The organism is Blautia sp. SC05B48 (assembly GCF_005848555.1).
Classification (GTDB): domain Bacteria; phylum Bacillota; class Clostridia; order Lachnospirales; family Lachnospiraceae; genus Blautia_A.
Genome location: NZ_CP040518.1, coordinates 2,807,896 through 2,830,248, shown reverse-complemented (window position 1 = coordinate 2,830,248; position 22,353 = coordinate 2,807,896). Strand labels below are relative to the sequence as shown.

30 protein-coding genes and 3 pseudogenes are annotated in these 22,353 nt (G+C 37.8%); 1 reads left to right on the top strand and 32 read right to left on the bottom strand.

Annotated features, from left to right (window positions below; all coding sequences use genetic code 11):
• Positions 1-15: 15 nt before the first annotated feature.
• From EYS05_RS13120 to EYS05_RS13035, 20 genes and pseudogenes are all read right to left on the bottom strand, one after another.
• Positions 16-984, bottom strand: a pseudogene (locus tag EYS05_RS13120) (type IV secretory system conjugative DNA transfer family protein); the annotation flags it as partial.
• 215 nt (positions 985-1,199) lie between these two features.
• Complete coding sequence (locus tag EYS05_RS13115) at positions 1,200-1,682, bottom strand: PcfB family protein (protein WP_117457903.1); 483 nt, start codon at positions 1,680-1,682, stop codon at positions 1,200-1,202.
• Positions 1,683-1,806: 124 nt separating this feature from the next.
• Positions 1,807-2,613 (bottom strand): hypothetical protein, encoded by an 807-nt coding sequence (locus EYS05_RS13110; RefSeq protein WP_005426603.1) that lies wholly within the window; start codon positions 2,611-2,613, stop codon positions 1,807-1,809.
• Positions 2,610-2,915, bottom strand: a complete 306-nt coding sequence (locus tag EYS05_RS13105) for a helix-turn-helix domain-containing protein (RefSeq protein ID WP_227094345.1) — start codon at positions 2,913-2,915, stop codon at positions 2,610-2,612. The genes EYS05_RS13110 and EYS05_RS13105 overlap by 4 nt, the downstream gene beginning before the upstream one ends.
• A complete protein-coding gene (locus tag EYS05_RS17495; RefSeq protein WP_005426607.1) occupies positions 2,893-3,087 on the bottom strand; it encodes a hypothetical protein in 195 nt (64 codons plus the stop codon). Before EYS05_RS17495 ends, EYS05_RS13105 begins: the two co-directional genes overlap by 23 nt.
• A 59-nt stretch (positions 3,088-3,146) precedes the next feature.
• On the bottom strand, positions 3,147-3,434 hold the full coding sequence (locus tag EYS05_RS13100; RefSeq protein WP_015541255.1) for a DUF6809 family protein: 288 nt from the start codon (positions 3,432-3,434) through the stop codon (positions 3,147-3,149).
• Positions 3,400-3,786, bottom strand: coding sequence for a DUF6050 family protein (locus EYS05_RS13095; protein WP_005426609.1), 387 nt, complete (start codon positions 3,784-3,786; stop codon positions 3,400-3,402). The genes EYS05_RS13100 and EYS05_RS13095 overlap by 35 nt, the downstream gene beginning before the upstream one ends.
• A complete protein-coding gene (locus EYS05_RS13090) occupies positions 3,783-4,850 on the bottom strand; it encodes a DUF6017 domain-containing protein (RefSeq protein ID WP_118013212.1) in 1,068 nt (355 codons plus the stop codon). The genes EYS05_RS13095 and EYS05_RS13090 overlap by 4 nt, the downstream gene beginning before the upstream one ends.
• Before the next feature lie 22 nt (positions 4,851-4,872).
• The gene (locus EYS05_RS13085) at positions 4,873-5,760 is read right to left on the bottom strand and encodes a ParB/RepB/Spo0J family partition protein (protein WP_138277339.1); all 888 of its coding nucleotides are present in this window, start codon (positions 5,758-5,760) and stop codon (positions 4,873-4,875) included.
• A complete protein-coding gene (locus EYS05_RS13080; RefSeq protein ID WP_005426615.1) occupies positions 5,753-6,529 on the bottom strand; it encodes a ParA family protein in 777 nt (258 codons plus the stop codon). Before EYS05_RS13080 ends, EYS05_RS13085 begins: the two co-directional genes overlap by 8 nt.
• Before the next feature lie 23 nt (positions 6,530-6,552).
• A complete protein-coding gene (locus EYS05_RS17490) occupies positions 6,553-6,729 on the bottom strand; it encodes a hypothetical protein (RefSeq protein WP_005426617.1) in 177 nt (58 codons plus the stop codon).
• On the bottom strand, positions 6,729-7,187 hold the full coding sequence (locus tag EYS05_RS13075; RefSeq protein ID WP_055066383.1) for a DUF6075 family protein: 459 nt from the start codon (positions 7,185-7,187) through the stop codon (positions 6,729-6,731). The genes EYS05_RS17490 and EYS05_RS13075 overlap by 1 nt, the downstream gene beginning before the upstream one ends.
• 396 nt (positions 7,188-7,583) lie before the next feature.
• A pseudogene (locus tag EYS05_RS13070) lies at positions 7,584-7,754 on the bottom strand (tyrosine-type recombinase/integrase); the annotation flags it as partial.
• Positions 7,755-7,875: 121 nt separating this feature from the next.
• On the bottom strand, positions 7,876-9,453 hold the full coding sequence (locus tag EYS05_RS13065) for a recombinase family protein (RefSeq protein WP_138277338.1): 1,578 nt from the start codon (positions 9,451-9,453) through the stop codon (positions 7,876-7,878).
• On the bottom strand, positions 9,450-11,105 hold the full coding sequence (locus EYS05_RS13060; RefSeq protein ID WP_138277337.1) for a recombinase family protein: 1,656 nt from the start codon (positions 11,103-11,105) through the stop codon (positions 9,450-9,452). The genes EYS05_RS13065 and EYS05_RS13060 overlap by 4 nt, the downstream gene beginning before the upstream one ends.
• Positions 11,106-11,213: 108 nt before the next feature.
• The gene (locus EYS05_RS13055; RefSeq protein WP_138277336.1) at positions 11,214-11,399 is read right to left on the bottom strand and encodes a DUF6870 family protein; all 186 of its coding nucleotides are present in this window, start codon (positions 11,397-11,399) and stop codon (positions 11,214-11,216) included.
• Positions 11,400-11,415: 16 nt separating this feature from the next.
• Complete coding sequence (locus tag EYS05_RS13050) at positions 11,416-11,823, bottom strand: type II toxin-antitoxin system PemK/MazF family toxin (RefSeq protein WP_138277335.1); 408 nt, start codon at positions 11,821-11,823, stop codon at positions 11,416-11,418.
• 586 nt (positions 11,824-12,409) lie between these two features.
• A complete protein-coding gene (locus tag EYS05_RS13045; RefSeq protein ID WP_172677211.1) occupies positions 12,410-12,883 on the bottom strand; it encodes a sigma factor-like helix-turn-helix DNA-binding protein in 474 nt (157 codons plus the stop codon).
• Between the two features lie 340 nt (positions 12,884-13,223).
• Positions 13,224-14,147 (bottom strand): thioredoxin-disulfide reductase, encoded by a 924-nt coding sequence (trxB, locus tag EYS05_RS13040; RefSeq protein WP_118624557.1) that lies wholly within the window; start codon positions 14,145-14,147, stop codon positions 13,224-13,226.
• 15 nt (positions 14,148-14,162) lie between these two features.
• A complete protein-coding gene (locus EYS05_RS13035; protein WP_055057012.1) occupies positions 14,163-14,486 on the bottom strand; it encodes a thioredoxin family protein in 324 nt (107 codons plus the stop codon).
• A 166-nt stretch (positions 14,487-14,652) separates the two neighbouring features.
• Between EYS05_RS13035 and EYS05_RS13030 the strand changes: the two genes are divergently transcribed.
• The gene (locus tag EYS05_RS13030; RefSeq protein WP_044924567.1) at positions 14,653-15,336 is read left to right on the top strand and encodes a Crp/Fnr family transcriptional regulator; all 684 of its coding nucleotides are present in this window, start codon (positions 14,653-14,655) and stop codon (positions 15,334-15,336) included.
• A gap of 120 nt (positions 15,337-15,456) precedes the next feature.
• Here EYS05_RS13030 and EYS05_RS13025 read toward each other — a convergent pair whose 3' ends face one another.
• The 12 genes and pseudogenes from EYS05_RS13025 to EYS05_RS12975 form a co-directional block, all read right to left on the bottom strand.
• Complete coding sequence (locus tag EYS05_RS13025) at positions 15,457-17,148, bottom strand: FAD-dependent oxidoreductase (RefSeq protein ID WP_118252844.1); 1,692 nt, start codon at positions 17,146-17,148, stop codon at positions 15,457-15,459.
• A 1-nt stretch (position 17,149) separates the two neighbouring features.
• On the bottom strand, positions 17,150-17,470 hold the full coding sequence (locus EYS05_RS13020; protein ID WP_138277334.1) for a rhodanese-like domain-containing protein: 321 nt from the start codon (positions 17,468-17,470) through the stop codon (positions 17,150-17,152).
• A gap of 12 nt (positions 17,471-17,482) precedes the next feature.
• Entirely contained in the window at positions 17,483-17,788 is a 306-nt protein-coding gene (gene trxA, locus EYS05_RS13015; protein WP_005421612.1) for a thioredoxin, read from the bottom strand.
• Between the two features lie 92 nt (positions 17,789-17,880).
• Positions 17,881-18,627 carry an SDR family NAD(P)-dependent oxidoreductase gene (locus EYS05_RS13010; protein ID WP_138277333.1) on the bottom strand — a complete coding sequence of 249 codons (747 nt, stop codon included), beginning with the start codon at positions 18,625-18,627 and terminating at the stop codon, positions 17,881-17,883.
• Positions 18,628-18,781: 154 nt separating this feature from the next.
• Positions 18,782-18,940, bottom strand: coding sequence for a rubredoxin (locus EYS05_RS13005; protein WP_005339874.1), 159 nt, complete (start codon positions 18,938-18,940; stop codon positions 18,782-18,784).
• A 91-nt stretch (positions 18,941-19,031) separates the two neighbouring features.
• Positions 19,032-19,406, bottom strand: coding sequence for a desulfoferrodoxin family protein (locus EYS05_RS13000; RefSeq protein ID WP_005421609.1), 375 nt, complete (start codon positions 19,404-19,406; stop codon positions 19,032-19,034).
• 183 nt (positions 19,407-19,589) lie between these two features.
• Positions 19,590-19,790, bottom strand: a pseudogene (locus EYS05_RS17735) (rubrerythrin family protein); the annotation flags it as partial.
• Positions 19,791-19,879: 89 nt separating this feature from the next.
• The gene (yaaA, locus tag EYS05_RS12990) at positions 19,880-20,626 is read right to left on the bottom strand and encodes a peroxide stress protein YaaA (RefSeq protein ID WP_138277332.1); all 747 of its coding nucleotides are present in this window, start codon (positions 20,624-20,626) and stop codon (positions 19,880-19,882) included.
• Entirely contained in the window at positions 20,626-21,081 is a 456-nt protein-coding gene (gene bcp, locus EYS05_RS12985) for a thioredoxin-dependent thiol peroxidase (protein ID WP_005421605.1), read from the bottom strand. The genes yaaA and bcp overlap by 1 nt, the downstream gene beginning before the upstream one ends.
• Before the next feature lie 3 nt (positions 21,082-21,084).
• A complete protein-coding gene (locus EYS05_RS12980) occupies positions 21,085-21,297 on the bottom strand; it encodes a DUF6219 family protein (protein WP_015541210.1) in 213 nt (70 codons plus the stop codon).
• Between the two features lie 179 nt (positions 21,298-21,476).
• Entirely contained in the window at positions 21,477-21,626 is a 150-nt protein-coding gene (locus EYS05_RS17485; protein ID WP_015524977.1) for a hypothetical protein, read from the bottom strand.
• Positions 21,627-21,889: 263 nt separating this feature from the next.
• On the bottom strand, positions 21,890-22,324 hold the full coding sequence (locus EYS05_RS12975; RefSeq protein WP_015541209.1) for a bacteriohemerythrin: 435 nt from the start codon (positions 22,322-22,324) through the stop codon (positions 21,890-21,892).
• Positions 22,325-22,353 lie beyond the last annotated feature (29 nt).

Below are 22,353 nucleotides of genomic sequence, written 5' to 3'. Positions count from 1 at the left end.
CTTAGAGCATATATCACCGGCAGCCAGCTTGTATTTTTTGTACTGCCTTACTGCAAAATGGTTCGGGGCTTTCTGCTCCAGTTCATCAAACATCAGATCTACTGGATTCTTGAAATTCTCATCATCTTCCCTGGCTTCTGACACATTGATCATTTCCAACAGAGTATTGAAATTCTTTTCTTCTTCCCTGCCTTCATACCAGATATAACCAATCAGGGCACAATAATAGAGTTTTTCCGCCTTTACCCAAAAATCCTCACCCGATTGCTGCCCTTCACCTTTGGTATTAGCAATAATAGTTGTTACCAGTTTTAGAATATCTTTTTCACTGCGGATATATACAAATGGATTATAGTGCATGGATTTTTTGAAGTTAATTGTATTCAAAACTTTGATTTTATACGGTTCGTATATAACTTTTCCCTCTTTGTCCCGCACTATTTTTCCATTCTCATCCGTCATCGGACTGCCTTTTGCCAGCATACTGCCAACCTCCAGAAGCACAGTTCCCTTTGGATCAGTAATCACATAAGAGCTGTGCATCTGCATAATGTTAGGCTTTACAAAAAATCTGGTTTTTCCAGAACCGGAACCGCCAATTACCAGAATGTTTTTATTCCTGGCGTATTTCGGATTCTTTGGTCTGCTTGACATAGTAAGACTCTCTGTTTCTGTGAGAATAATATTATTTTCAAATTCAGGATCAGCATATGGTCGTATATCTTTTTCTGTTCCCCATCTGGCAGAACCATACTCCACACCCAGCCGATATTTCCTGGCATTTTTCGTGCGGTAAATAATAATAAACTTTACAGCCACGCCTCCTGTAATTCCCCAAAACAGATCCATATGATTCAAGCTTGGCCAGAGATTCCGAAACGCCAGTTCAAAATAAGTAATAGTGTTCATAAATTTATCCCAGGAAGTTGCTCCGGTGTTTACCCGATACAGCCAGGCAATCTTATTGAAAAAATAAGCAAACATCAGATAGGGGAAATTAGCTAAAAACAGCTTTTTCTGATCTGCCCTCTTCAATTCACTTGCCTTATCCGTAATCTGATTTTTCACATCCGCAAGAATTTTTCCTGGGATACTCTCTGAAGAAAAAAAAGCTTTTCCAGATATTTTTCTCTTTTTCGGAGAGCCTCTGATATGCTGAACTTTTCCTCTTTTCTTCTTATGCTGCTGTTTTTTCTCCGTCATAAACTCTGCCCTCTGTCTTTCTGCTGTTCTCTTGCTCGTTCTCTGTTCTTTCCTTTAGACACAGCATCCTTAAAGTGCATAAGTTTTTTCATAATAGATGGTTTATCCTTTTTATTCATCTGTACACCCAAATATTTCTTAAATGCCAGATTCATCATTTCTGTATCCTGCCCTTTAAAGAACACATAGTAAGTCGGTGGCTTGGTCGAACTGTCTTTTTTCAAGGCAAAATCTAAGCGGTATTTCTTCGCCACACGCTCAAAAGACTTGATATTTCCATCTGTGATTTCAATATTGGATAAACCAGAACCCTGGCTTTTCAGTTCTTTGTATGACTGTTTTCCAACCTTGTAAGGATTCTTTCCCTTTTGCTTCTGTCCTGACAGATACTTCCGCAGCATATTTTTTAACACGTCGGCAGTCACTCTTGCAGTTTTAACCGACAATGCGATTGTTTTCTGTGTAACTTCTTCCTGCAATTTGCACGCCTCCTTTCGACTCTGATCCGCAAATTACGGTGGTACTAACAGATGGGGGAGATATATTTTCATTGGAATTTGACTCCTTTCCACTTCCCGACAAATTGTCGAGAAGTCATGGGTTTTAATTTTTCACTGTCTGCTTCAATAAATAAATTGTGCTGAACTGCACATATAACTTTTCTTCTTCCCAATCCATCTGATCCATCAGCAGGCATTGGAATAATACATCTACATCCTGCAATTTATAAATCCTGTTGCACGTTTCTGACAAACCTTTTAATTCCGGAATCTCTTGCATCGCATTTCGTCTGTGCATAAGACATTGCAAGTATAATGCTTCAAGATGTTTCTGGCTGAAAATAAGTGCTGTCGTATCCTGTTCATTGACTGTACATTTACGTTTTTCTAACTCTTCTTGGGAAATGTCCAGAAAACACCGGATATTTTCGACATATACATCACCATCAAATGTTGGATGCTTTTTCTTAATCCATCGTTTTGCCGCTACCTCCATATTCTTTCTGTCTCGATCAGATCTGGCACTACGGAAATTCAGCCTTTTGCCCATTTCTGCATAGATATTACTTTTCACCTGCCGCTCTGCCAAAGCTGCGTATTCTTCATTGCGAAAAAAATAATCTAAAAGTTGGTTCATCTTAGCCTGACTATCTACCAAATGATAACATTCCTCGGAAAACCCCAAACCTGCAAATGCAACTGGCGCACTTCCTTTTTTGATTTCTTTTTCAATTACTCTTAAAATGTCTCTCTGTGATTCCATTTCTCGGTTTCCTCTCTCTTCTTCATTTTTCTGATTCTTTTCACAAATCATCAATAAATTTTCATCTGCTCTTTTCGCTGTCAGTGTCAGTGAATAACAAACAAAGATCAGCAACAGTGATACCAATGCACTTCCAACACCAATCATAAAAACTTTTCCCCCACCAATACATGAAGCAATCCGTCCCATTTAAAAAACGGACTGATTTTTTTCAGCATAGCAATCAAGTCCGCTTCATTTTCTATTTCAATATCCAAAAATTCTATTACACTAATTTCAAGTCCATCCGCAATTTTCTTTAATTGTTCTACTTTCGGCTTTCGTATGCCTATTTCATACTTCCGAATTGTATTCACATTAATTCCTGTTCGTTCTGCAAGCAGCTCCTGCGATAGCCCTCTCTGTTTCCGAAAATAACGAATCTTTTCATTTATCTCCATGTCTTTCATCTGTTGAACTTCTCGACAATTTGTCGGGAAGTTGTTCCCTTTCCCAGTTTTCTTTTCCTTCATATCCATACATAGATATTTCCTCATCCAATAGCCTTGCAACCATAAAGCAACAAGACAGCAAAAACAAAAGCACTATTCCTGCCATAATAATAATTATCAAATCAATCACATCTCATCCTCCTATGTAAGCGGTACAGAAAAAGCAGCCTTGACAGACTGCTTTTTCAATCACCATATTCTATTTTTGTTCTCATGTAAAAAGGCTTCCGAAATTGTGCGAATCCCAAACGCTAATCCATCTATGTAAGCGTCTCTCTGTTCTGTTTGTTTAAGATTTAAAGTATATTCCTTGTAATCCTCAAACATTGCCTGCAGATCCGGACTCATTAGACTTATCATTTCCTTTTCTAATGTTTCACACAGTTCCTTTGTCTCTTCATAACTTTTACTTTGTGTCTCACATTGATTCATTGGATAAATGCTATAATACAATTTTTCCAGTTGCTTTTCGCTCATTTTTGATCACCATTTCTTTCAGTCTTTTTATGATCCATATAATTCCAGAAATGCCGTTTTTTAGCAAAATGCCTGCTACAGCTAATAATCTCCAGGCAAGAACCCCTATTCCAATCAAACTTCCTACCATCAGTTTAAGTACCACCAAACCAAGCATTTCCCCTGTCCCCACATTTCTTGGAACGACCAACAAAAACATTTTCTGGATTCCGAAAGGTATTCCCACAAAAAGCAATAATTTTCTCCAGTCTAATATTTCACCATTCATGCACATAGGGTGAACAATTAAGCAGATAATCATAGCTATTGCACCAGGAATTATCAATTTTGTTATAATTTCTTTTCCTCTCATATGCCACCTCCGTACATATCATGATTTACTTTTGCCTGGTAATAATTGCCTATTGTCGTTATTGAATTCATAAGACAGGTAAGCAAGTACGCTTTTATGTTCTTTACTTCCCTGGTATTCTCATGCAGACAGTCAAGTACATACTCTATGTGGCTTTCTTCCAGCAACAATAATCTGCTTTTTACGAACTGATATGGGTATTTCACTCCACTGATTGTAATATTCTCCCGTTCTATGCTGATTGTTTCCACAATTAGTGCCACAATTTCATCCAACTGTTGCTGTTCCCCTAATCTGCATCGTTGTACAAGACAGTCATATTCAATATTTCTTTTTACAAGTGCAGTATTCATCTGGAATAGCTTCATCTCTTCCATCAAATCCATTGACTGCTGTTCGGAAGAATCTGAAAGATTGATAAGATCAGTATTACTTCTGTCAGTATTACTAATATCAGTATAATTATAATTAGTATTATTAGGGTCGGTTTTTCCGACTTCTGTACTTCGGTTTTTCCGAACTCCAGACTTCGATTTTTCCGACTTCCAGACTTCGGTTTTTCCGAACTCTTGACTTCGACTTTCCAGAACTCCAGACTTCGGTTTTTCCGAACTCTTGACTTCGGCTTTTCCGACTTCTTGACTTCGGTTATCATTCTCTGCCGAATCTAATACTTTTTCTTTTCTATATACAAAGCTCTTTACATAAATAATTGTTGGTTTTCCCAATCCTCTCTTTACTCTTTCAATCAAACCAATTCCTTTATCAGTATCTAATTCTGCAAGAATTTTCACACCTTTGTCTTTTCCGCAGTTCATATATTCCATCACTTGTTCCAATGTAAATATGATATAAACTTTCCCCTCATTGTCCACCCAATTATTTCTGATAGACAAAGCCATTCTGTCCAGCATCAGCCCATAAAGAACCTTTGCATCGCTGGACAGATTACGGAAATATTCATCTGTGAATAATACTTTGGGAATACGGTAAAAAGCAAACTGTTCCGATTCATAATCGTGAAAATAACCAAACTCTATTTTTGTGCTTTCGGATTTTGCCATTTTGCTTTCTCTCCTTCCCTCGTTATTGGCTTTTCTTCCAGTTATCAAGCAGTTCATAGATAACCTGTTCAATCTGTTCTCTGTTATATTCCTTTGGGAAATACTTTCGTATTTTCTTTTCAGTTAAAGTAACTTTTCCTGTCTCTGTTTTCTTTTCATTCAGAATAAGCTGTACCGCTAATTCTGTCAGTTTACCTTCACCGCTGTATTGCTTCAGTTTTGTTGCCATTGAACCTGTAACAGAGCTTGCTCCAGACACTATGCAGTCTTTCACCCAAATCTGCTCCGTTTCTGATAAATAGGTTAATGAAACACCTACTGTAAAATTAATCTTTCCTTCATCCAACAATTTCAGCAATTCCGGAATAAGACAGGTCAAGCGTATGTAACGCTGAACGGTTCTTCCACTGTCACCGGCAGCCTGTCCAACCAGATCTGCACTGTCAACAGAAGCTGCGTTTTCGTCTTTTATGCCCTGATGTTTTACTGCATCCATCTTCATCTTATAAGCATATGCCTTTTCGCTTGGAAGCAAACTTTCTCTCTGTATATTAGAATCCACCATAACGATTACGGCTTCATCATCGGTATAGTTCCGTATGAGTACTGGCATTTTACTTTTTCCAGCCAGTTCGCAACCACGTTTTCTCCTGTGACCAGCAATCAGTTCATATCCTCCCTCTGCGCGAGGACGTACCAATGCAGGATTTAAGATGCCATAATTCTTGATACTTTCTACTGTTTCAGCCATTTTTTCATCATCATTTACATGAAATGGATGATTTCTAAAAGGATGTAACTCATTTAATGGCACTTCAACAATCTGATTAAGAGTATTCTGTTCGGCTTCATTGATTCCAAGCAATTCATCATAAGAAGTAAGCTGAATTTCTTTCTTAGGTTTACGCATGATTCAACACCTCCTGGACAAGTGCTTGATAACTGTACGCACCTTTTCCTTTTGCATCGTAAGAAAAAATACTGACACCTTCTGATGCAGTTTCGGCAAGAGCTTCTGTTCTTGGAATCGTCTGATCAAAAATTATAATCTCTGCTCCATAAGCATCTCGTACTGCCTGCTTATTTCTCTTTGAATTATTATAATGACTGCTGTCCATTGTAAACAGAATCCCTTCAATCTGTAAATCAGGATTAAATCTCTGATGAATGCCTTTCACAACTTTCAGTAATTCCATGAGGCCATCTGCCGCATAGTATTGAGGCTGCACCGGAATCAAAACGCTATCAGCTGCACTTAACGCATTAATTGTCATCATTCCCAACGAGGGCATACAATCAATCAGGATATAGTCATAATCATTTTCCAAAAGTTCCAGATATTCTTTTAAGACTTTTTCTCTGTCCTCTACCGTAAATAATGACATGTCCATTCCCGAAAGAAGTTTATTAGATGGAATTACATCTATTCCTTCCTCATGGTGTAAAATTGCTTCCCTGGGATCAAATTCTAATCCCATAATGATATTTTCCATCATTGTTTTCAATGTTACCCTTAAGTTCTTTGGAAAACCAAGTCCCATTGTCAAATGTCCCTGTGGATCAGCATCTATCAGCATTACACGTTTTCCAACCTTAGACAGTCCTACTCCAAGATTAATAGTTGTTGTAGTCTTTGCTACTCCACCTTTTTGATTTGCGATTGCGATTATTTTGCACATGATATAATTCTCCTGTATTTCTACTATTTTTTATTTACATTACTTTTTTCAATTTCAGCATAAGCTCTATAATATTTGCTCGTCCCTTTATTGGAATAAAGTTCCGATAATTCCATAACTTCAATTTTAGGATGACGCTGCAGGATTTTCTGAAACCATGCAATATCATTTTTTGTTCCCATCAGTCTCACTTTCAGCATTAATCTATTCCTCCAAGCATGGCATGTAACTTTTGATTGTACACTACATATTCCGGATAACGGATCTGTATTGCCTGCCAAAAATATGGTGCATATGCACAGCAGAAGATATCCTCTACTGTATACTGTCTGCACTCGTTTACCTGTTCCTCTGCATCTTCATAATCCCAAACGCTTGGCGTGCTGTTACAGTACAGATTAAATGCCATCCTTACCACTTTTAAGCTACCGCTTGTCTGCCATCCTTCATGTAAACATTTCGTTTTAACAGACCCCGTTTTAAAATTATAAATTCTGTCAGCATTTTTTCTGGTATCTCCATTAATACCCAGACAATAACACAATGCCTTATGGTACACATCCTGATACCGTACTTCTTGTAATTTTTCATAGTAGAATTTTTCATGTGCATCACTGATAAAAATAATGTTTTCTGCTCCTAACGCTGTACTTTTCATTTTGAACCTCCTTGAAATAAAAAAGGACCTTACCAATTGTTCTACCAATTAATAAGGTCATACTATATGTTACTTTTCTAAATTCGTGCTAGGGATTCCTCTCTTTAGTAAAAACTTAGTAAAACATCCCTACTGGTTCAAAAATATACTGTAAAATCAAGGTTTTTCAGAATTTTGCTAAGGTAGTGCCGTGGCAGATGAATAATACTTTTATCATTGTTGCATAACCTCGCATTTCTTAGTTTTTCTTGGTATTTCGGGCTTTGTGAGCCTTTGTAAATTTTTGCTTTCTGGCATAACCTGGTTTATTTTCGCATAATATCGTCCGCAAAAGGTGTAAAATAAGGTGTATGTTTTTCTATTTTACACCTTGCTATTTTCAATTAAAAATCGTAATTACACAACCTGAATCCGGGCAACTTCTTCCCTGGCATCCTCAAGATTTACATACGTATATGTATTCAGCGTTACGCTGATGTCTGAGTGCCCCATCAAATATTGCAATGCTTTTGGATTCATTCCGGATTTTGCCATATTTGAGCAATAGGTATGCCGACATACATGTGGATGTGTCAAGTATAGGATAAAAAAAATTTTATTTTTTTCTGCCGAAGACTATCTGACGCTTCCATCAGGTAGTCCCAGTACCTTTATTATCTTCTGATAAGTCATTCTTGTCCTGCTCAAGTTACCTCTGTTCCGAAAAAATATCGTCAAAATTCCATTCGATTTCAATTTCATCATGACTATGAACACGGATCACCTTGATAATCTCACGCAGCTTCTCTGTATCGAACTTCTGAATTCCCAAGAAATCTTTTAGTTTTATTTTATCAGAAAGTTCATTTTGTTCAAGAAGCTTTTTGCTATTCTCCGCATCTTCTATCTTTCGTTTTATTTCATCCAGCTGTACACTTATCTTTCCAGCTCTCTGCTTATACGAATCACGATCTATACGACCATCTTTGTAATCATCATAGAATTTCATCTTTTCCGAGGTCAACTGTCGGCTCTGTTTTTGCAATTCTGCGGTATTGATCTCTTTGTAGTCGCATTGCCTGTTGGAAGATACTTTCTTTTCTTTTTCCAACATTGACGCTGCATACTGATGAACAAGCCCAAGGATATTCTCCTCTAGCGGTTCCCGTCGGATCACCAGACTTCGACACACAGGATCTCCATTGGTTCGAGCATCTGAGCATTTTAGCAGATGCTCCGTTTCTTTTAGTAAAGAATGCCCACAGTTGGCACATATCAGTAATGCCGGCTGTTTTTTACGCCTTTCCAGAATAAAATTGGTGCGTGATTCCGCAACACTTCTCTTCTTTTTCGGATGCATTTCATTTGCTTTTTCAAACAATGCCCTGTCTATAATTGCCGTATGATGATTTTCCAGGCGAACCCATTCTGTTTCATCATTCAGAACTGCTTTATGACCGGTATGCATACTGCAACGTGTTTTTCCCCAGATTCTGGTTCCAATATAAATCTCATCCCGGACAATTGCCGCTACTGTCGTAGGGCTCCAGTGTTTCTTTTTGATCGTGTCAAACCTCTGGAACTGCACCTGGTCCCCTCTTGATAATTTCTGCTCATCACAAGTGGCAATCGCCTGTCTGTTCAATTCCCTTGTAATATCTGCAAAACTTGTTCCTTCCGCTGCCATTTTAAAAATCATTTTCACAACTTTTGCAGCCTCCGGATCTACTTCCAGCCTTCCATCTTTTCCTTTTTTATAGCCATATCTGGCATTTACCGGAAGGCGTGTACCATTTCTCGTTCTTGTCTGCAATGCTGATGAAATTTTCTTGGACAAATCCAGGCTATACATATTGTATACCAGATTCTGCAATGCCACATTCATTCCACCAGTCATTCCGCTGCTTGCTGCACTGTCATAGCTGTCATTAATCGAAATAAATCGTATCTGTAGAAGTGGAAAAATATATTCAATATAAAATCCAACTTCCAGATAGTCTCTTCCAAATCTGGAAAAGTCTTTCACAACTACACAGCCGATTTCTCCGCTTTTCATGTCATCCTGCAGCTGTTGAAATCCCTGCCTTTTAAAATGAGTACCGCTGACACCGTCATCCACATATTCCAGAATATCCGACTCAGCTACACCCAGCTCATCAATTACAAATGATTTTAACAGAATTCTCTGAGAAGTTACACTGTCGCTCTCTTTTTTGGCTCTGCCATCTACATTGTCATCTTCTGCAGACAAACGGATGTAAACAGCTGTTTTTCTAAGATCTGTCATCTTGACTGCGCCTCCTTCTCTTTCTTTAGTTTCTGTAAATCTGCAAACTGATCGTCATATACCAGCTTGATCTCATAATCATACTTACCATGGATAATAATTGAATCCACAAAGGCATCTGCCATTTCTTTTGTCAGCTTACGCTTTGACATATAAGTATGTATCACATTTCCCCAGCCTTCTTCAATGTGGTAATCCTGGGAATACCGAACCTGTGCCGCCAATACTGTGTCCAGACGGCTCTTGATATTCTCAATTTCATTGGAATAGATCCGAGAAAACTGTATGTATTCTTCTTCTGTAATCAAACGTTCGGAATAGTCTTCATATAAATCCGATTTACGCTTACTGATACGGCTTAGTTCCCGTCGAAGTTTTCCCACCTCTTTATCCAAAAGCAGGTACTGTGTCTGATTTTTGGAAGCTGCATTCATTTTCTGAATCATTTTTTCTGTATCCAATACGGTTTTCATATGCGTTTGGATCAGGCGAAGAACATCGTCATCCACATATTCTTTTCTGACTCTGTGCCCTTTGCATTGCTTTCCTCCGGATTTATGGTTAGTATTGGCTCCGCAGATATAAAAGAATGTGCCATTTCTTTCTCTGGACAACGTCATGCGGTTGCCACAGCCTCCGCACCATATCTTTCCTGTATAGAAATTATGGTTTCTAATAGCCCCATTGTTCTGCTGATGTTTCTTCTTATAAGCTTCCGTATATTCCTGGATTTTAGATTGTACCTGTTGAAACAACTCTCTATCTATAATCCCTTCATGCGTGTTCTCCACATGCACCCAATCACTCTCTGGTCGATTTCTCTGTTTATTTCCCTGAAAAACACTTTGCTGATATTTTCCAAATACAGAATCACCTGTGCAATGAACATCCTGAAGTACTCGCTTCACTTCATAATTGTTCCAGGGTTTTGACTCCGGAAGCGGCTTTTCACCGGTTTTATAGAATTTTCTCTGTAAAGTCGGCGATAAAACTCCATCTTTATTGAGCTGTCTTGCAATATCACTATAGTTCCTGCCATTCATATACATAGAAAATATACTTTTCAGATGGTCTGCAGCTTCTTCATCAACAATCAACTGATGATGGTCTTCTTCTGACTTTCTATAACCATACGGTTCCCAGGCACTTGTAAATTTCCCCTCTTTCCAAAGTGCTTTTTTTGCGCTGCTGCTCTTCTTGGCAAGGTCTTTCGAATAGAACTCATTGATAATATTCTTCAGTGGAACTGTAAGATCCACACCCTCTCTGAAGGAATCGAAATCATCTGTCACAGCCAGGAATCTTACATGGAAAAACGGGAATACTCGTTCAATATAATTGCTGGTTTCGACATAATTTCTTCCAAGTCTGGACAAATCTTTTACAATAACACAATTGATTTTTCCATGCTTGATATCTTCCATCATCTGTACAAATCCAGGACGATCAAAATTAGAGCCTGAGTAGCCATCATCAACTCGGACTGAAACAACTTCTATATCTTTTTTGTCTTTCAGGAAATCCAGAATCAAAGCTTTCTGGTTAGAAATGCTGTTACTTTCCAGTTTTGCTGAACTGGAAATATCGCCATCTTCTTTAGATAATCTGACATAGATGGCGGCATGATAGATTTTATTGATATTCTGATACATATCTTACCTCCTTTTATTACGTCAGAAAATCCATGTAATAAAAGGGGGCTGCATAATTTGTCCTTACCGACATTCTAACACAGTCCCCTCAATCTTGCCAGTACTTTTTCAGACACTCAGAAGCATATTCTCAAATGCCTGCTCCATAGATATACCGTTATTGGCAAATCTGACTTTTACTTTCATATTGCCGATCCGGACCAAATATGGATTTCCTACTTTATTCAGAAAAATATCTCTCCGTTCCTGAAGCGATTTATTTCTGTCTGCTTTTATCATCCGTAGATCAGTCATTTCATTGATATCTACATCACTGAAATCCTACTCCAGATAGTTTCTGTATTCCTCTGCCGTCATGCCCTTCTCCTTCCATTCCCATCTGAATCTGTACTGCTTTCAGTACCCGATCCAGGCTCCACTTGTTCACTCTTCCGCATTTCTCAATAATACATTTCGTAGAAATGCTCATAACCTGTTCAGCCAGTGCCAGGCTTCCTTTTCGGATTCCCGTCATATCATATTTGCTGATAAATACATGTGTTGGCAAATACCGTTTCTTATAAATTCTTGATGTCAGCGGAACTACCGTTATGACTGAACTGTATGTATTGGCTTTATTATTACTCACTACGATCACCGGTCTTACTCCACCCTGAACAGATGTTGTAGGAAACATACCGAGATCTGCCCATAAAATATCTCCTCTGCGGATTGTCATTTGTCCTCTCTCCAATCTATTATTTTTATTTGTAAAGCATCCATAGCGCTATATTGGCTCCACAGGAATACGGCAGAGTTTCTTTCCCATAAGGAAAGCTCTGCCGCATAACCTCTATAGCCAATTTGATTATTAAACAGTGCTCGCTCGATTCTATTTATCCTCGATACCCCGAATCGTTACTCACGCATATGAGGAAGGGAATAATAACCTGCCCGGATGCATAGGATGCATACTCCGGACCACAACCCGGAAACTCTCGTTTCCAGGCTCCAGCAGTTCATAGGTTTACCAGTTACAGACTTCTCAGGGTCTGCAAGTGTATCGCATCTCATACATGTCATCGCATCACCAGCCTGCCAGCTGGCTTCGGTCAGTGCTTTTTCGCAGCATTACGGACTGAACTAAAATCTTTGTTTTGTCTTATAATCCTATAGCGGCATCTTCCTCGTGCTCACTGTATGAAATGTCACATCAGTTATTATTGAATATTCAGTTATCATGGTTCATTTTAGGAAGTCCTTTAACTTCCTCTAATTACTAAAGTCAAATGACTTTGGCAGATGCAAAAGATTTTGAAAAATTTTTAAAAAAATTTATTCATATACATTTCACGCATCTTATTAAGAGTGGATTTCAGCTTGTATGACAGCATCTGTCTGGAAATCCCCATAATCTCCGCCATCTGTGTCTGTGTCTTGTTTTCAAAGAAAATGCCATAAATAATCATGCGTTCCTCTGAGTTCAGTTGATTGATCACTGTGTGAATATCCTGCTGTTCCATTTTTGTCAGTACACAGTGCTCCACATCACAGTTCAGATCTGGAAAATCCTCAATCATGAAGCCTTCTCCATCAATGGACTGACCGCTGTAAGGTACTTCTCTCAGCATCTTATCCACAACCTCACCCAGTTCATTCTTAATCTCAACTTTTTTTGCCTTGCTGCTTCTGTAAAAATTGTTCATCGCATACGCAACTTCTTTTGTAATCTCGATCATTTCTCCATCAATATTTGCGTAGTACTTTCCTTCATAAAAATATGGGTGTTCAATATACATATCCGTTCCTCCTGAATTTGAAATCTTGTTGCTCGTTTCTAATTCAGAAGGCGGACCTCTGTTTAGGATCATGCCTGCTCCACCTTTATCCTGCCGGGACATCCCCGCAGTTATTGGCCGAGAAATTCAGGCACGAAAAAAAGCCCCAGTAGTTTTTTTCCTAACTACTGAGGCTTTTGTCTCTTTCTTGTATTCAGTTATCTATGCCTTCTTTCATCAGCATAATCATTGTATCAGGATAAAGTTCACAAAGTATCCGCAATACGTTCCCATAAGTTCATGTCATTATTGAAATCGTACATATTTCAGTATAAAAAATTCACTATTCAAATTCTGATTATTATTTCTCCATATACTCTTCTGCCATATGTACTGCCATAGCACCATCTGCCACTGCTGTTACTATCTGACGAAGTAACTTTGTTCTGACATCTCCTACAGCATAAACACCCGGAATACTCGTTTCAGTGTTTTCACCTGCCACAATATATCCTTTATTATCCAGTTCTATCTGATTATCTAAAAAATCTGTTGTCGGTTTTCTTCCTATACTCACAAACAGGCCGTCACATTCTATAATGTTTTCTTCTCCTGTAACTGTATCTTTCAACCGCACACCAGTCAATCGTTCTCCATAAATCAGTTCATTTACTGTATTATTCCATCGAAACTCTATATTTTCAGTTTTCATCAGCTGGTCATGGTAGATTTTCGTTGCACGTAATGTATCTCTACGATGAACAATGATGACTTTCTTAGCAATTCGACTTAAAAGAGCAGCATCTGATACAGCAGAATTTCCACCACCAACAACCACCACGATCTTATCTTTATAAAACATACCATCACAAGAGGCACAATAAGCAACCCCATGACTTATCAATTCTTTTTCTTTAGCGAGACCAAGTTCTCTTGGATTTGCTCCAGTAGCAATCACTACTGTTTTCCCAATATAAATTCCCGAACTAGTTTCTACTCTCTTAAGCTTTCCTGTTAAATCCATATTAAAAACTTCAGCATATTCACTTTTAGCGCCAAATTTTTCCGCCTGTTTTTGCATTTTCTCTGCCAATGAAAATCCGTCAATTCCATTTTCAAAACCAGGATAGTTATCAATCTGCCAGGTCAATGACATCTGACCACCTGCAGATAATTTTTCTAAAACAATGGTATCAAATCCTGCTCTGGCTGCGTATAATGCTGAAGTATACCCTCCAGGTCCTCCCCCCACGATAATCATATCGTAAACATGATTTTCATTCATACAGCAGTCCTCCTTTTATTTTTCCAATGCTTCATTAATAAAATTCTCTATCATTATTTTTGATTCAGGTGCAACAATAGAATCTATTGCCTTTCCATTTCGATATAAAACCAGCGTAGGAATCACCTCAATCTTTTCAGCTTCTGCAATCTGTGGTTCTTCATCAATATTCACTTTTCCAGCAATAAGAATATCGCTGTATTCTTCACTTATTTTTTCATAAGCCGCTCCAATTCTACGGCAATAACCACACCAAGGTGCCCAGAAATCAACCAAAACCGGTTTTTCCTTATGAATTAATTGTCCAAACTTTTCTTTATTTATATTTATAGATGTCATATTTTTCAACTCCTTCTCCTATTTGAACTTAATATACCCCAAATAAGTGCTTGCTTCCGTGATGATATCACAGAAAAGATAATTTACTTTATTACACTTCTTTTTATTTCTATTTATGGCATATGCCAGTTATATAATTGACGCATCTAAAAAAAGCAAGTATACTATGTTCGTAAAGGAGATAACGGTTATGAACTTCGAAAATTGTTTTCCACTATGGAATGACTTAAATACAGCACAGAAAAAAATAATTTCAGACAATTTAATCACACAGTATGTAAAAAAAGGGACAATCATTCACAATGGAAACCTGGATTGTACTGGATTATTACTGGTTAAATCCGGGCAGCTTCGAACTTACATACTTTCAGATGAAGGACGGGAGATTACACTTTACCGTCTGTTCGATATGGATATGTGTCTTTTATCCGCCTCATGTATCATGCGGTCTATTCAATTTGAAGTAACCATTGAAGCAGAAAAAGATACGGATCTTTGGATCATCCCTGCTGAAATCTATAAGGGCATCATGAAAGAATCTGCTCCTGTCGCAAATTATACCAATGAGTTAATGGCTACCCGTTTTTCTGATGTCATGTGGCTGATTGAACAGATTATGTGGAAGAGTTTGGATAAGCGTGTTGCTTCATTTCTTTTAGAAGAAACATCCATTGAAGGAACAAATGAACTGAAAATCACTCACGAAACTATCGCAAACCATCTTGGTTCCCACAGGGAGGTTATCACTCGAATGCTTCGATACTTTCAAGGCGAGGGTCTCGTCAAACTCTCCCGTGGCAAAATCACAATCCTTGATCCAAAAAGACTGGAAACACTCCAAAGGTCATAAAATTGTTTTTCTGTAACATATAAAGAAGAATCCTCCATTTATCAGAATTATGAAAGTCATTCTAATAAATGGGGGATCTTTTTATATTACGAGAAAATTATAAAAATATTATGATTATTTTTAATAATCCATACCACATGCATATGCCTTTTCAATCAGCGCACGGTCATTGACAACTGCATCATAGAAGCGGAATCCGCCGGAGAAGTTGTATGTTTCATATCCATTTCCTTCCAGAATACGACTGGCAATATAACTTCGCAGCCCACTCTGGCATATCAGGTAAACAGGCTTTCCCTTCTCAACTTCATTGATACGTTCCCTCAGTTCATCTACAGGAATGTTTTTAAATCCATTAATATGGCCCCTGCTAAATTCACCTACTGTTCTCACATCCAGCAACACAGCATTTTTATCTTTAGAAATCTTATCCATATCTTCCAAATGCCATTGTTTTAAGGTTCCTTTTGCTATATTGTCTATCATGAATCCGGCCATATTTACAGGATCCTTTGCAGAGGAATATGGCGGTGCATATGCGAGATCCAAATCTTTCAACTGGGTTGCCTTCAGTCCTGCATGAATTGCTGTTGCCAGCACATCAATACGTTTATCAACACCTTCATATCCAATAATCTGAGCACCAAGCAAACGATAAGTCTCTTTTTCAAAAACCACCTTCATGGTCATCACTTTTCCACCAGGATAGTAACCGGCATGACTCATAGGAGAAAGAATTACTGTATCTACCTCTAATCCTGACTTTTTGGCATTGGTTTCATTGATACCTGTAGTAGCTGCTGTCATATCAAATACTTTGATAACGGAGCTTCCCTGACTGCCCAGGTAACGACTATCACCGCCACAAATATTATCAGCGATGATTCTGCCCTGTTTATTGGCTGGTCCTGCCAAAGAAATCAGCGCATCATTACCCGTAACATAATGTTTTACCTGAACTGCATCACCTGCAGCATAAATATCCGGTACAGAGGTTTCCATTCTGTCATTCACTACAATACTTTCCTTGATGCCAAGTTCCAGACCGGCTTCTTTTGCTAATACTGTGTCTGGTGTGACTCCGATTGCCAGAACTACCATATCAGCCTGAAGGGATGGATTATCTTTCAACAGGACCTCCACTCCGTTGTCTTTTTCTTTAAATCCTTCTACTGTATAGCCCAGTACCAGTTTTATCCCATGCTTTCTCATTTCATTATGGATCATGGATGCCATATCCGGGTCAAAAGGGTTCATCAGCTGCTTAGGCCTCTGGACAATCGTAACATCCATGCCAAGCTCCCTCAAATTTTCTGCCAGTTCCAGACCAATAAAACCGCCACCTGCCAATACAGCCGATTTTGGATGATTCTTATTTATATATTCCTTTATCCGAAAAGTGTCTTCTACAGTACGAAGTGTAAAAAGTTTATCAATACCTACTCCGGGAAGTCTCGGCTGTGTTGGCTTTGCACCTGGAGAGAGGATCAGCTTATCATATTTTTCTTCAAATATCTCACCATTCTCTAAATTTTTCACTGAAACCGTTTTACGTTCCGGATGTATGGAGATAACTTCATGATGAATTTTCATGTTAATACGGAAGCGTTTAAAAAAACTCTCTGGTGTCTGTAGTGTAAGTTCTTCCGGGTCTGTGATCACGTCTCCAATATAATATGGAAGTCCACAATTTGCATAGGATATGTATCCGGATCTTTCAAACACAGTAATTTCAGCATGTTCATTCAGTCTGCGTATTCTTGCTGCAGCTGTAGCTCCTCCGGCTACACCTCCTACAATTATTACCTTCATCTTATTTTTCCACCTTTCCTGAGTAAGCTGCAATGCCACCGATATTATTTACTTTAGAATATCCCATTCGTTGCAGTATCCCAGCTGCCTGGCGGCTTCGTGAACCTGAATAACAGTATACAAACAGTGGGATATCCTTATTCTTCGCTACAGAAGCAATATTGTCAAGTTGCTGCAACGGCACATTTTTACTTTCTGGTATATGTCCTTCCTGATATTCCTGCGGTGTACGTACATCCAGCAGAACTGCATCATCAGTCCTTTTATATTCTTCTATGCCTTGATTAATATTCGACTGTTTAAAGAGATCAAAAAATCCCATTAGCACACCTCCCTAAAGCATTTCTAAAATCGCATTCTTAGGTCTCGCCCCTGAAACCTGCTGTACAATCTTCCCATTCTTCATAACCACTAAAGTCGGAATGCTCATAATACTGAACTTATTTGCCAGTTCAGGCTCTTCATCTACATTAATCTTTCCAACTTTAATATCTCTACGCTCACTTGCAATCTCCTCTACAATAGGTACTACCATGCGGCAAGGTGCACACCAAGATGCCCAAAAATCTAAAAGAACGGGTTTATCGGAATTCAGTACTTCGTTCTGAAAATTATTTTTATTGATATTAATAGCAGACATTTTATAGTCCTCCTTATCTTTTTCTTTTTGTAGATTTATTATAGTCTTAATTTCATTTATTTTCCGTGATTACATCACCATACCTCATTAACTTAACTTCTTGCCATACCATCTACACTTAATATAACACCTGTAATGTAACTCGCCTCATCTGAAGCAAGAAACACAAACGCATTGGCAATATCTTCTGGCTGTCCAAGACGACGCAATGGAATTCTTTCAATCATAGGTTCGATAACTTCCTTTGGCACGGCCTTCATCATATCAGTTTCTGTAATCCCAGGTGCAACAGCATTAACACGAATACCTTTAGGTCCTAGTTCTCTTGCCAATGAAACAGTTAATCCGTTTACTGCAAACTTCGATGCCGGATAAGCAAACCCACTTGGCTGTCCCGAAATACTCACCATGGAAGAAGTTGAGAGAATGACCCCCTTGCCTCTTGCCACCATACATTCTGCTGCTACACGAGTAGTATTAAATACTCCTTTTACATTTAGATTCATGACTTTATCGAAAGTCTCCTCTGTATAATCCATAAATGAGGTGTTTTCTGAAATCCCTGCATTATTTACCAGTATGTCGACACATCCATATTTTTCAGTTGCCTCTTTAAAAGCCTTTCTGACAGACTCCATGCTTGCCAGATTTGGACTAATTCCAGCAACTATTGCATTGGGATATTTTTCTTTTAATTTATCTACAGCAACATCTGCCGATTCCTGTGAACTTGCTGCCAACACAACTGAAGCGCCTTCCTTCAAGAATTTATCAGCTGTAGCAAATCCTATACCACGGCTTCCACCCGTAATGATTGCAACTTTATCTTTTAATCTCATTTAGACTACCTCCTTACTTAGTTTCTAACTACATTATAAGCAAAAGGTAGATTATTTTCTGTGATATCATCACAAAATATCGCAATAAAAAACCCTGTTGCTCACGCACCAGGGTTTTGGTTTATCCATCCGTATTTAACACAAGATTAGGCTTCTATTCAACTTCTGAAAACTGATCTTTTCCAACATTACATAATGGGCATTCAAAATCTTCCGGAACATCCTCCCACTTTGTTCCTGGTGCAATACCACCTTCAGGATAACCTTCCTCTTCATCATATTCCCATCCGCAAACGTCACATACATATTTCATTAGTTTGTTCCTCCTTATAAATATATTAATACACAGCATATATTACTGTTGTATTTGTGTTGTTCTGTAACCTTAATATGTATAAATGCTTTTAGCATTTCCATAATCCATGCAGGTTACAATATGCATATACTTCTTCTACCTGTTCACCATTGCAAAGACAAAAATCTGCTACCGGCTCCTGCCCTGGATTTAACTGTTTTCTGTATATTCCCTGGTTTGTATTTAATGTAATCCACTCAATGAAATGCTCTTCAAGCATTGGATGTTTTGTCTCTCCGACCACAACATGAACATGACTGCCTTCTATCGTATATACAGGTACATGCTTCTCGACAGCAGCATCTGTCACTCCGGCTTTTAATTCCTGCATAGGTTCTCCGCAACACATTACTGGTACGCCTTGATCCTTTACCATTTCAATAATGTTTCCACAATGATTGCATACAGAATATTTTACTTCCATCTTTTTTATCTTCCTATGTTTAAAATTTAAAATCCAATTGTTTCTATAACTTTTTTCAAAGCATCCGCCGATTCTTAAACTTTAATGCTTCTTTACCAACTGATGCAGAACCAACAAAGCCACAGCCTATCATTACTGCTTTTTTTAATAATCACTTTCTTCTTTGTAATAATCTCCTTCTCTTTAATAGTTCTCTTCACGTATTTCGAAATAACTCTGTGGATGGTTACATACTGGACATATCTCAGGTGCCTTTGTTCCTACCACAACATGTCCACAGTTACGGCATTCCCATACCTTAACTTCACTCTTTTCAAACACCTGTGCAGTTTCAATATTCTTAAGAAGTGCACGATATCTCTCTTCGTGGTGCTTCTCAATCTGTTTATTGTCAATAAATAATAGTAATAATTACTATTATTATAATAATTAATATTACTGATTACCTTTTATTTAAAATAATCATTCAATCATCATTTTTTCCGTTCAAAAACATATTCTGCATCTGATGATAAATCAGAGCGGAATGAATAGCCTAGTCTATCAAATTTCTTAATATCCTCAGGATTTTCAATTCTGTTTTCAGCCATGAACCTAACCATTTCACCACGGGCCATCTTAGCATATGTACCTTTTGTCACCAGTTTATCTCCTGATAACTCACAAAATGTAATCGTAATGTATCTATCCTGTCGTGTCAGATATTTTTCTATGCACTTAGAGTATTCTTTCGATGCCAGATTGATTATAATCCTGCTGTTATCAATCACTGAGCGGTATAATAAATCTCCCCAGTACTCATACAGATTTTTTGTTTCTCCTATTCCAACCTTCGCCTGCATTTCCAAACGATAAGGCGTCACACCATCCCTTGGTTTTAACACACCATAAAATGCAGATATTATTCTCAAATGATTTTGTACATACTCGAACTGACTGTCCTCAAACACGGATGGAGCCATATATTGAAAAGCAATTCCTTCATATGATAAGACAGCTGGGGTAAGTAAATGATAAAGATCCATGTTTTCCAATTTATTGAAGTTCTGTTCTGTAATTTTGTCATTACATTTCCAAATAGTCTTCAGTTCTTCTTTTGACTTACTTTTCAACCAATTTTGTATCTCTGTCGTCTTTTCAATAAATTCAGGCAATCCATCCGGCGCTATGCTGTCAGTATCTGTAATCATCTTTTTAGCAGGGGATAATATTATCTTCATTAATCTAATTCCTTGAGCATATTTTCAGGATCATCTGCAGCCTTGACTTTATCATTTGCCTTTATAATAATCCCCTGTTCATCAATAAGATATGTGGTTCTTACTACTCCCATAGAGACTTTGCCATAATTTTTCTTTTCTTTCCATACATCATATGCTTCAATAACTTTCCGCTCTGGATCTGCTAAAAGTGTAAATGTCAATCCATATTTTTCCTCAAATCTCTTATGAGAGGATACAGAATCCTTACTGACTCCAAGAATAACTGCTCCTTTTTCGGTAAACTGAGGGTATCGCTCAGAAAACCCACATGCCTGTTTCGTGCATCCCGCTGTATTATCCTTGGGATAGAAATATAAGATCACTTTTTTTCCTGTATAATCCGATAATCTATGTATTTTCCCATTTTGATCTGGCAACTCAAAATCCGGTGCCTTAACCCCTACTTCCAACATTATTTATCCCTCCCTTTCTGTATCTTTCTCTTTATTCGCCTTTTTTTTCCTATTCCTGGTAATCATTTTATGACCTGTATATATCGCCATTACCATACATAACATAGAACTTAAAGCAAAGTATTTGTGACTTGATTTTTGCTTTTTATATCCAGTGTAAAAAGTCCCAAGCATTGTGATCAATGCTCCTACTGACCAATATTTATGTGCTTTCATGTAATTCCTCCATTTTTTCAGTGTATTCAATTCTAATTATACGCTACCATATTCCTATGTCAATTTGATAATAGAGCATTCCTATAAATTTTTTCAAAATATCATTGTCAAAACTATGTATTGTTATCCTTTAATTTTTCTTTGAAATAATTGACAAAAAGCTTGCTTTCAGGAGATTACTATTTAATCTCTTTTCCATCTATATATAGTTGAAATTTATCAGGATTATTGACAACATCATAGTCCTTTCCGTATTCTACAGGTCTATATTCGGCTGTCATTACCGATTCCCCGTCTTCAATATCCTCTTTCCATAAATAGATGTTCATATCAATGCTCGTCGCATATCCTCTGTCTGTGGAGAATTTTGTCGAATGAAAAGAGACTTTACAACTTAAAATCGGATAAAAAGGACAACAAAAAAGAAGAGCTACTTGCTCTTCCCATATAGTAGTAGTAAAATAATATGTCATGCCAGCGCAATATATTACCTAGAATATCGCTATAACAGGAAAGGGGCTGCATTGTGACAGCCCCTAGTTTACTTCATCACGTTGTCTACATTCTGAGTGAACTCGTTCCCTGGTTTATTTTAGCATCGGTCTGGATTTTGTTTCATAAAGATAAATTTTGCCACAGAGCGGTCGTATGTTTTAATGTGTCCAAACAGCCAGTCGATTACATTTTTCTGTACAAGTTCACTGAACCGATCTGTTGGTCCTTCATACTCCTGAAGGTATTCATACAGTTCCTGAATTGTCTTTTTAAACTCTTCATGTTTTTCATAATGTTTTTCACGCTCTGGATAACCGGATTTTTCCTGAAGCTTTTCCTCTTCTTTGAAATGAAAGTCAGTATATTCATCCAGATAATCCAGCATTTTGATTGCTTTTACTTTGCTGTCGCCATTTTGACAGGCAGTTACAAAGTTCTGGATACGGTCGATCAATTCTTTATGCTGGGTATCAATTGTTTCATTTCCTGTTACTAAATTGTCATCAAAGGTAATGTTTAAATCGTAAGTCATAATTTGACCTCCATTTCTTTTATATGTTC

Bases quoted from the DNA above. Each gene is read 5' to 3' on its own strand.
- EYS05_RS13075 (WP_055066383.1), bottom strand. From the start codon at position 7,187: ATGAAAAGTACAGCGTTAGGAGCAGAAAACATTATTTTTATCAGTGAT.
- bcp (WP_005421605.1), bottom strand. From the start codon at position 21,081: ATGTTGGAAGTAGGGGTTAAGGCACCGGATTTTGAGTTGCCAGATCAA.
- EYS05_RS13105 (WP_227094345.1), bottom strand. From the start codon at position 2,915: ATGAAAGACATGGAGATAAATGAAAAGATTCGTTATTTTCGGAAACAG.
- EYS05_RS17490 (WP_005426617.1), bottom strand. From the start codon at position 6,729: ATGCTGAAAGTGAGACTGATGGGAACAAAAAATGATATTGCATGGTTT.
- trxA (WP_005421612.1), bottom strand. From the start codon at position 17,788: ATGTCTGCTATTAATATCAATAAAAATAATTTTCAGAACGAAGTACTG.
- EYS05_RS13005 (WP_005339874.1), bottom strand. From the start codon at position 18,940: ATGAAATATGTATGTGACGTTTGCGGATGGGAATATGATGAAGAGGAA.
- EYS05_RS12980 (WP_015541210.1), bottom strand. From the start codon at position 21,297: ATGAAAGCACATAAATATTGGTCAGTAGGAGCATTGATCACAATGCTT.
- EYS05_RS17485 (WP_015524977.1), bottom strand. From the start codon at position 21,626: ATGAACATCTATTTATGGAAAGAGGATATTGAAGACGGGGAATCGGTA.
- yaaA (WP_138277332.1), bottom strand. From the start codon at position 20,626: ATGAAGATAATATTATCCCCTGCTAAAAAGATGATTACAGATACTGAC.
- EYS05_RS13080 (WP_005426615.1), bottom strand. From the start codon at position 6,529: ATGTGCAAAATAATCGCAATCGCAAATCAAAAAGGTGGAGTAGCAAAG.
- EYS05_RS13020 (WP_138277334.1), bottom strand. From the start codon at position 17,470: ATGGGATTTTTTGATCTCTTTAAACAGTCGAATATTAATCAAGGCATA.
- EYS05_RS13090 (WP_118013212.1), bottom strand. From the start codon at position 4,850: ATGGCAAAATCCGAAAGCACAAAAATAGAGTTTGGTTATTTTCACGAT.
- EYS05_RS13035 (WP_055057012.1), bottom strand. From the start codon at position 14,486: ATGACATCTATAAATATAAATAAAGAAAAGTTTGGACAATTAATTCAT.
- EYS05_RS13095 (WP_005426609.1), bottom strand. From the start codon at position 3,786: ATGAGAGGAAAAGAAATTATAACAAAATTGATAATTCCTGGTGCAATA.
- EYS05_RS13055 (WP_138277336.1), bottom strand. From the start codon at position 11,399: ATGACTGATCTACGGATGATAAAAGCAGACAGAAATAAATCGCTTCAG.
- EYS05_RS13010 (WP_138277333.1), bottom strand. From the start codon at position 18,627: ATGAGATTAAAAGATAAAGTTGCAATCATTACGGGTGGAAGCCGTGGT.
- EYS05_RS13060 (WP_138277337.1), bottom strand. From the start codon at position 11,105: ATGTATCAGAATATCAATAAAATCTATCATGCCGCCATCTATGTCAGA.
- EYS05_RS13110 (WP_005426603.1), bottom strand. From the start codon at position 2,613: ATGATTGGTGTTGGAAGTGCATTGGTATCACTGTTGCTGATCTTTGTT.
- trxB (WP_118624557.1), bottom strand. From the start codon at position 14,147: ATGAATGAAAATCATGTTTACGATATGATTATCGTGGGGGGAGGACCT.
- EYS05_RS13085 (WP_138277339.1), bottom strand. From the start codon at position 5,760: ATGCGTAAACCTAAGAAAGAAATTCAGCTTACTTCTTATGATGAATTG.
- EYS05_RS13030 (WP_044924567.1), top strand. From the start codon at position 14,653: ATGTTCGTAAAGGAGATAACGGTTATGAACTTCGAAAATTGTTTTCCA.
- EYS05_RS13065 (WP_138277338.1), bottom strand. From the start codon at position 9,453: ATGACAGATCTTAGAAAAACAGCTGTTTACATCCGTTTGTCTGCAGAA.
- EYS05_RS13100 (WP_015541255.1), bottom strand. From the start codon at position 3,434: ATGAGCGAAAAGCAACTGGAAAAATTGTATTATAGCATTTATCCAATG.
- EYS05_RS12975 (WP_015541209.1), bottom strand. From the start codon at position 22,324: ATGACTTACGATTTAAACATTACCTTTGATGACAATTTAGTAACAGGA.
- EYS05_RS13025 (WP_118252844.1), bottom strand. From the start codon at position 17,148: ATGAAGGTAATAATTGTAGGAGGTGTAGCCGGAGGAGCTACAGCTGCA.
- EYS05_RS13045 (WP_172677211.1), bottom strand. From the start codon at position 12,883: ATGTATATTGAACACCCATATTTTTATGAAGGAAAGTACTACGCAAAT.
- EYS05_RS13050 (WP_138277335.1), bottom strand. From the start codon at position 11,823: ATGACAATCCGCAGAGGAGATATTTTATGGGCAGATCTCGGTATGTTT.
- EYS05_RS13000 (WP_005421609.1), bottom strand. From the start codon at position 19,406: ATGGAAGTAAAATATTCTGTATGCAATCATTGTGGAAACATTATTGAA.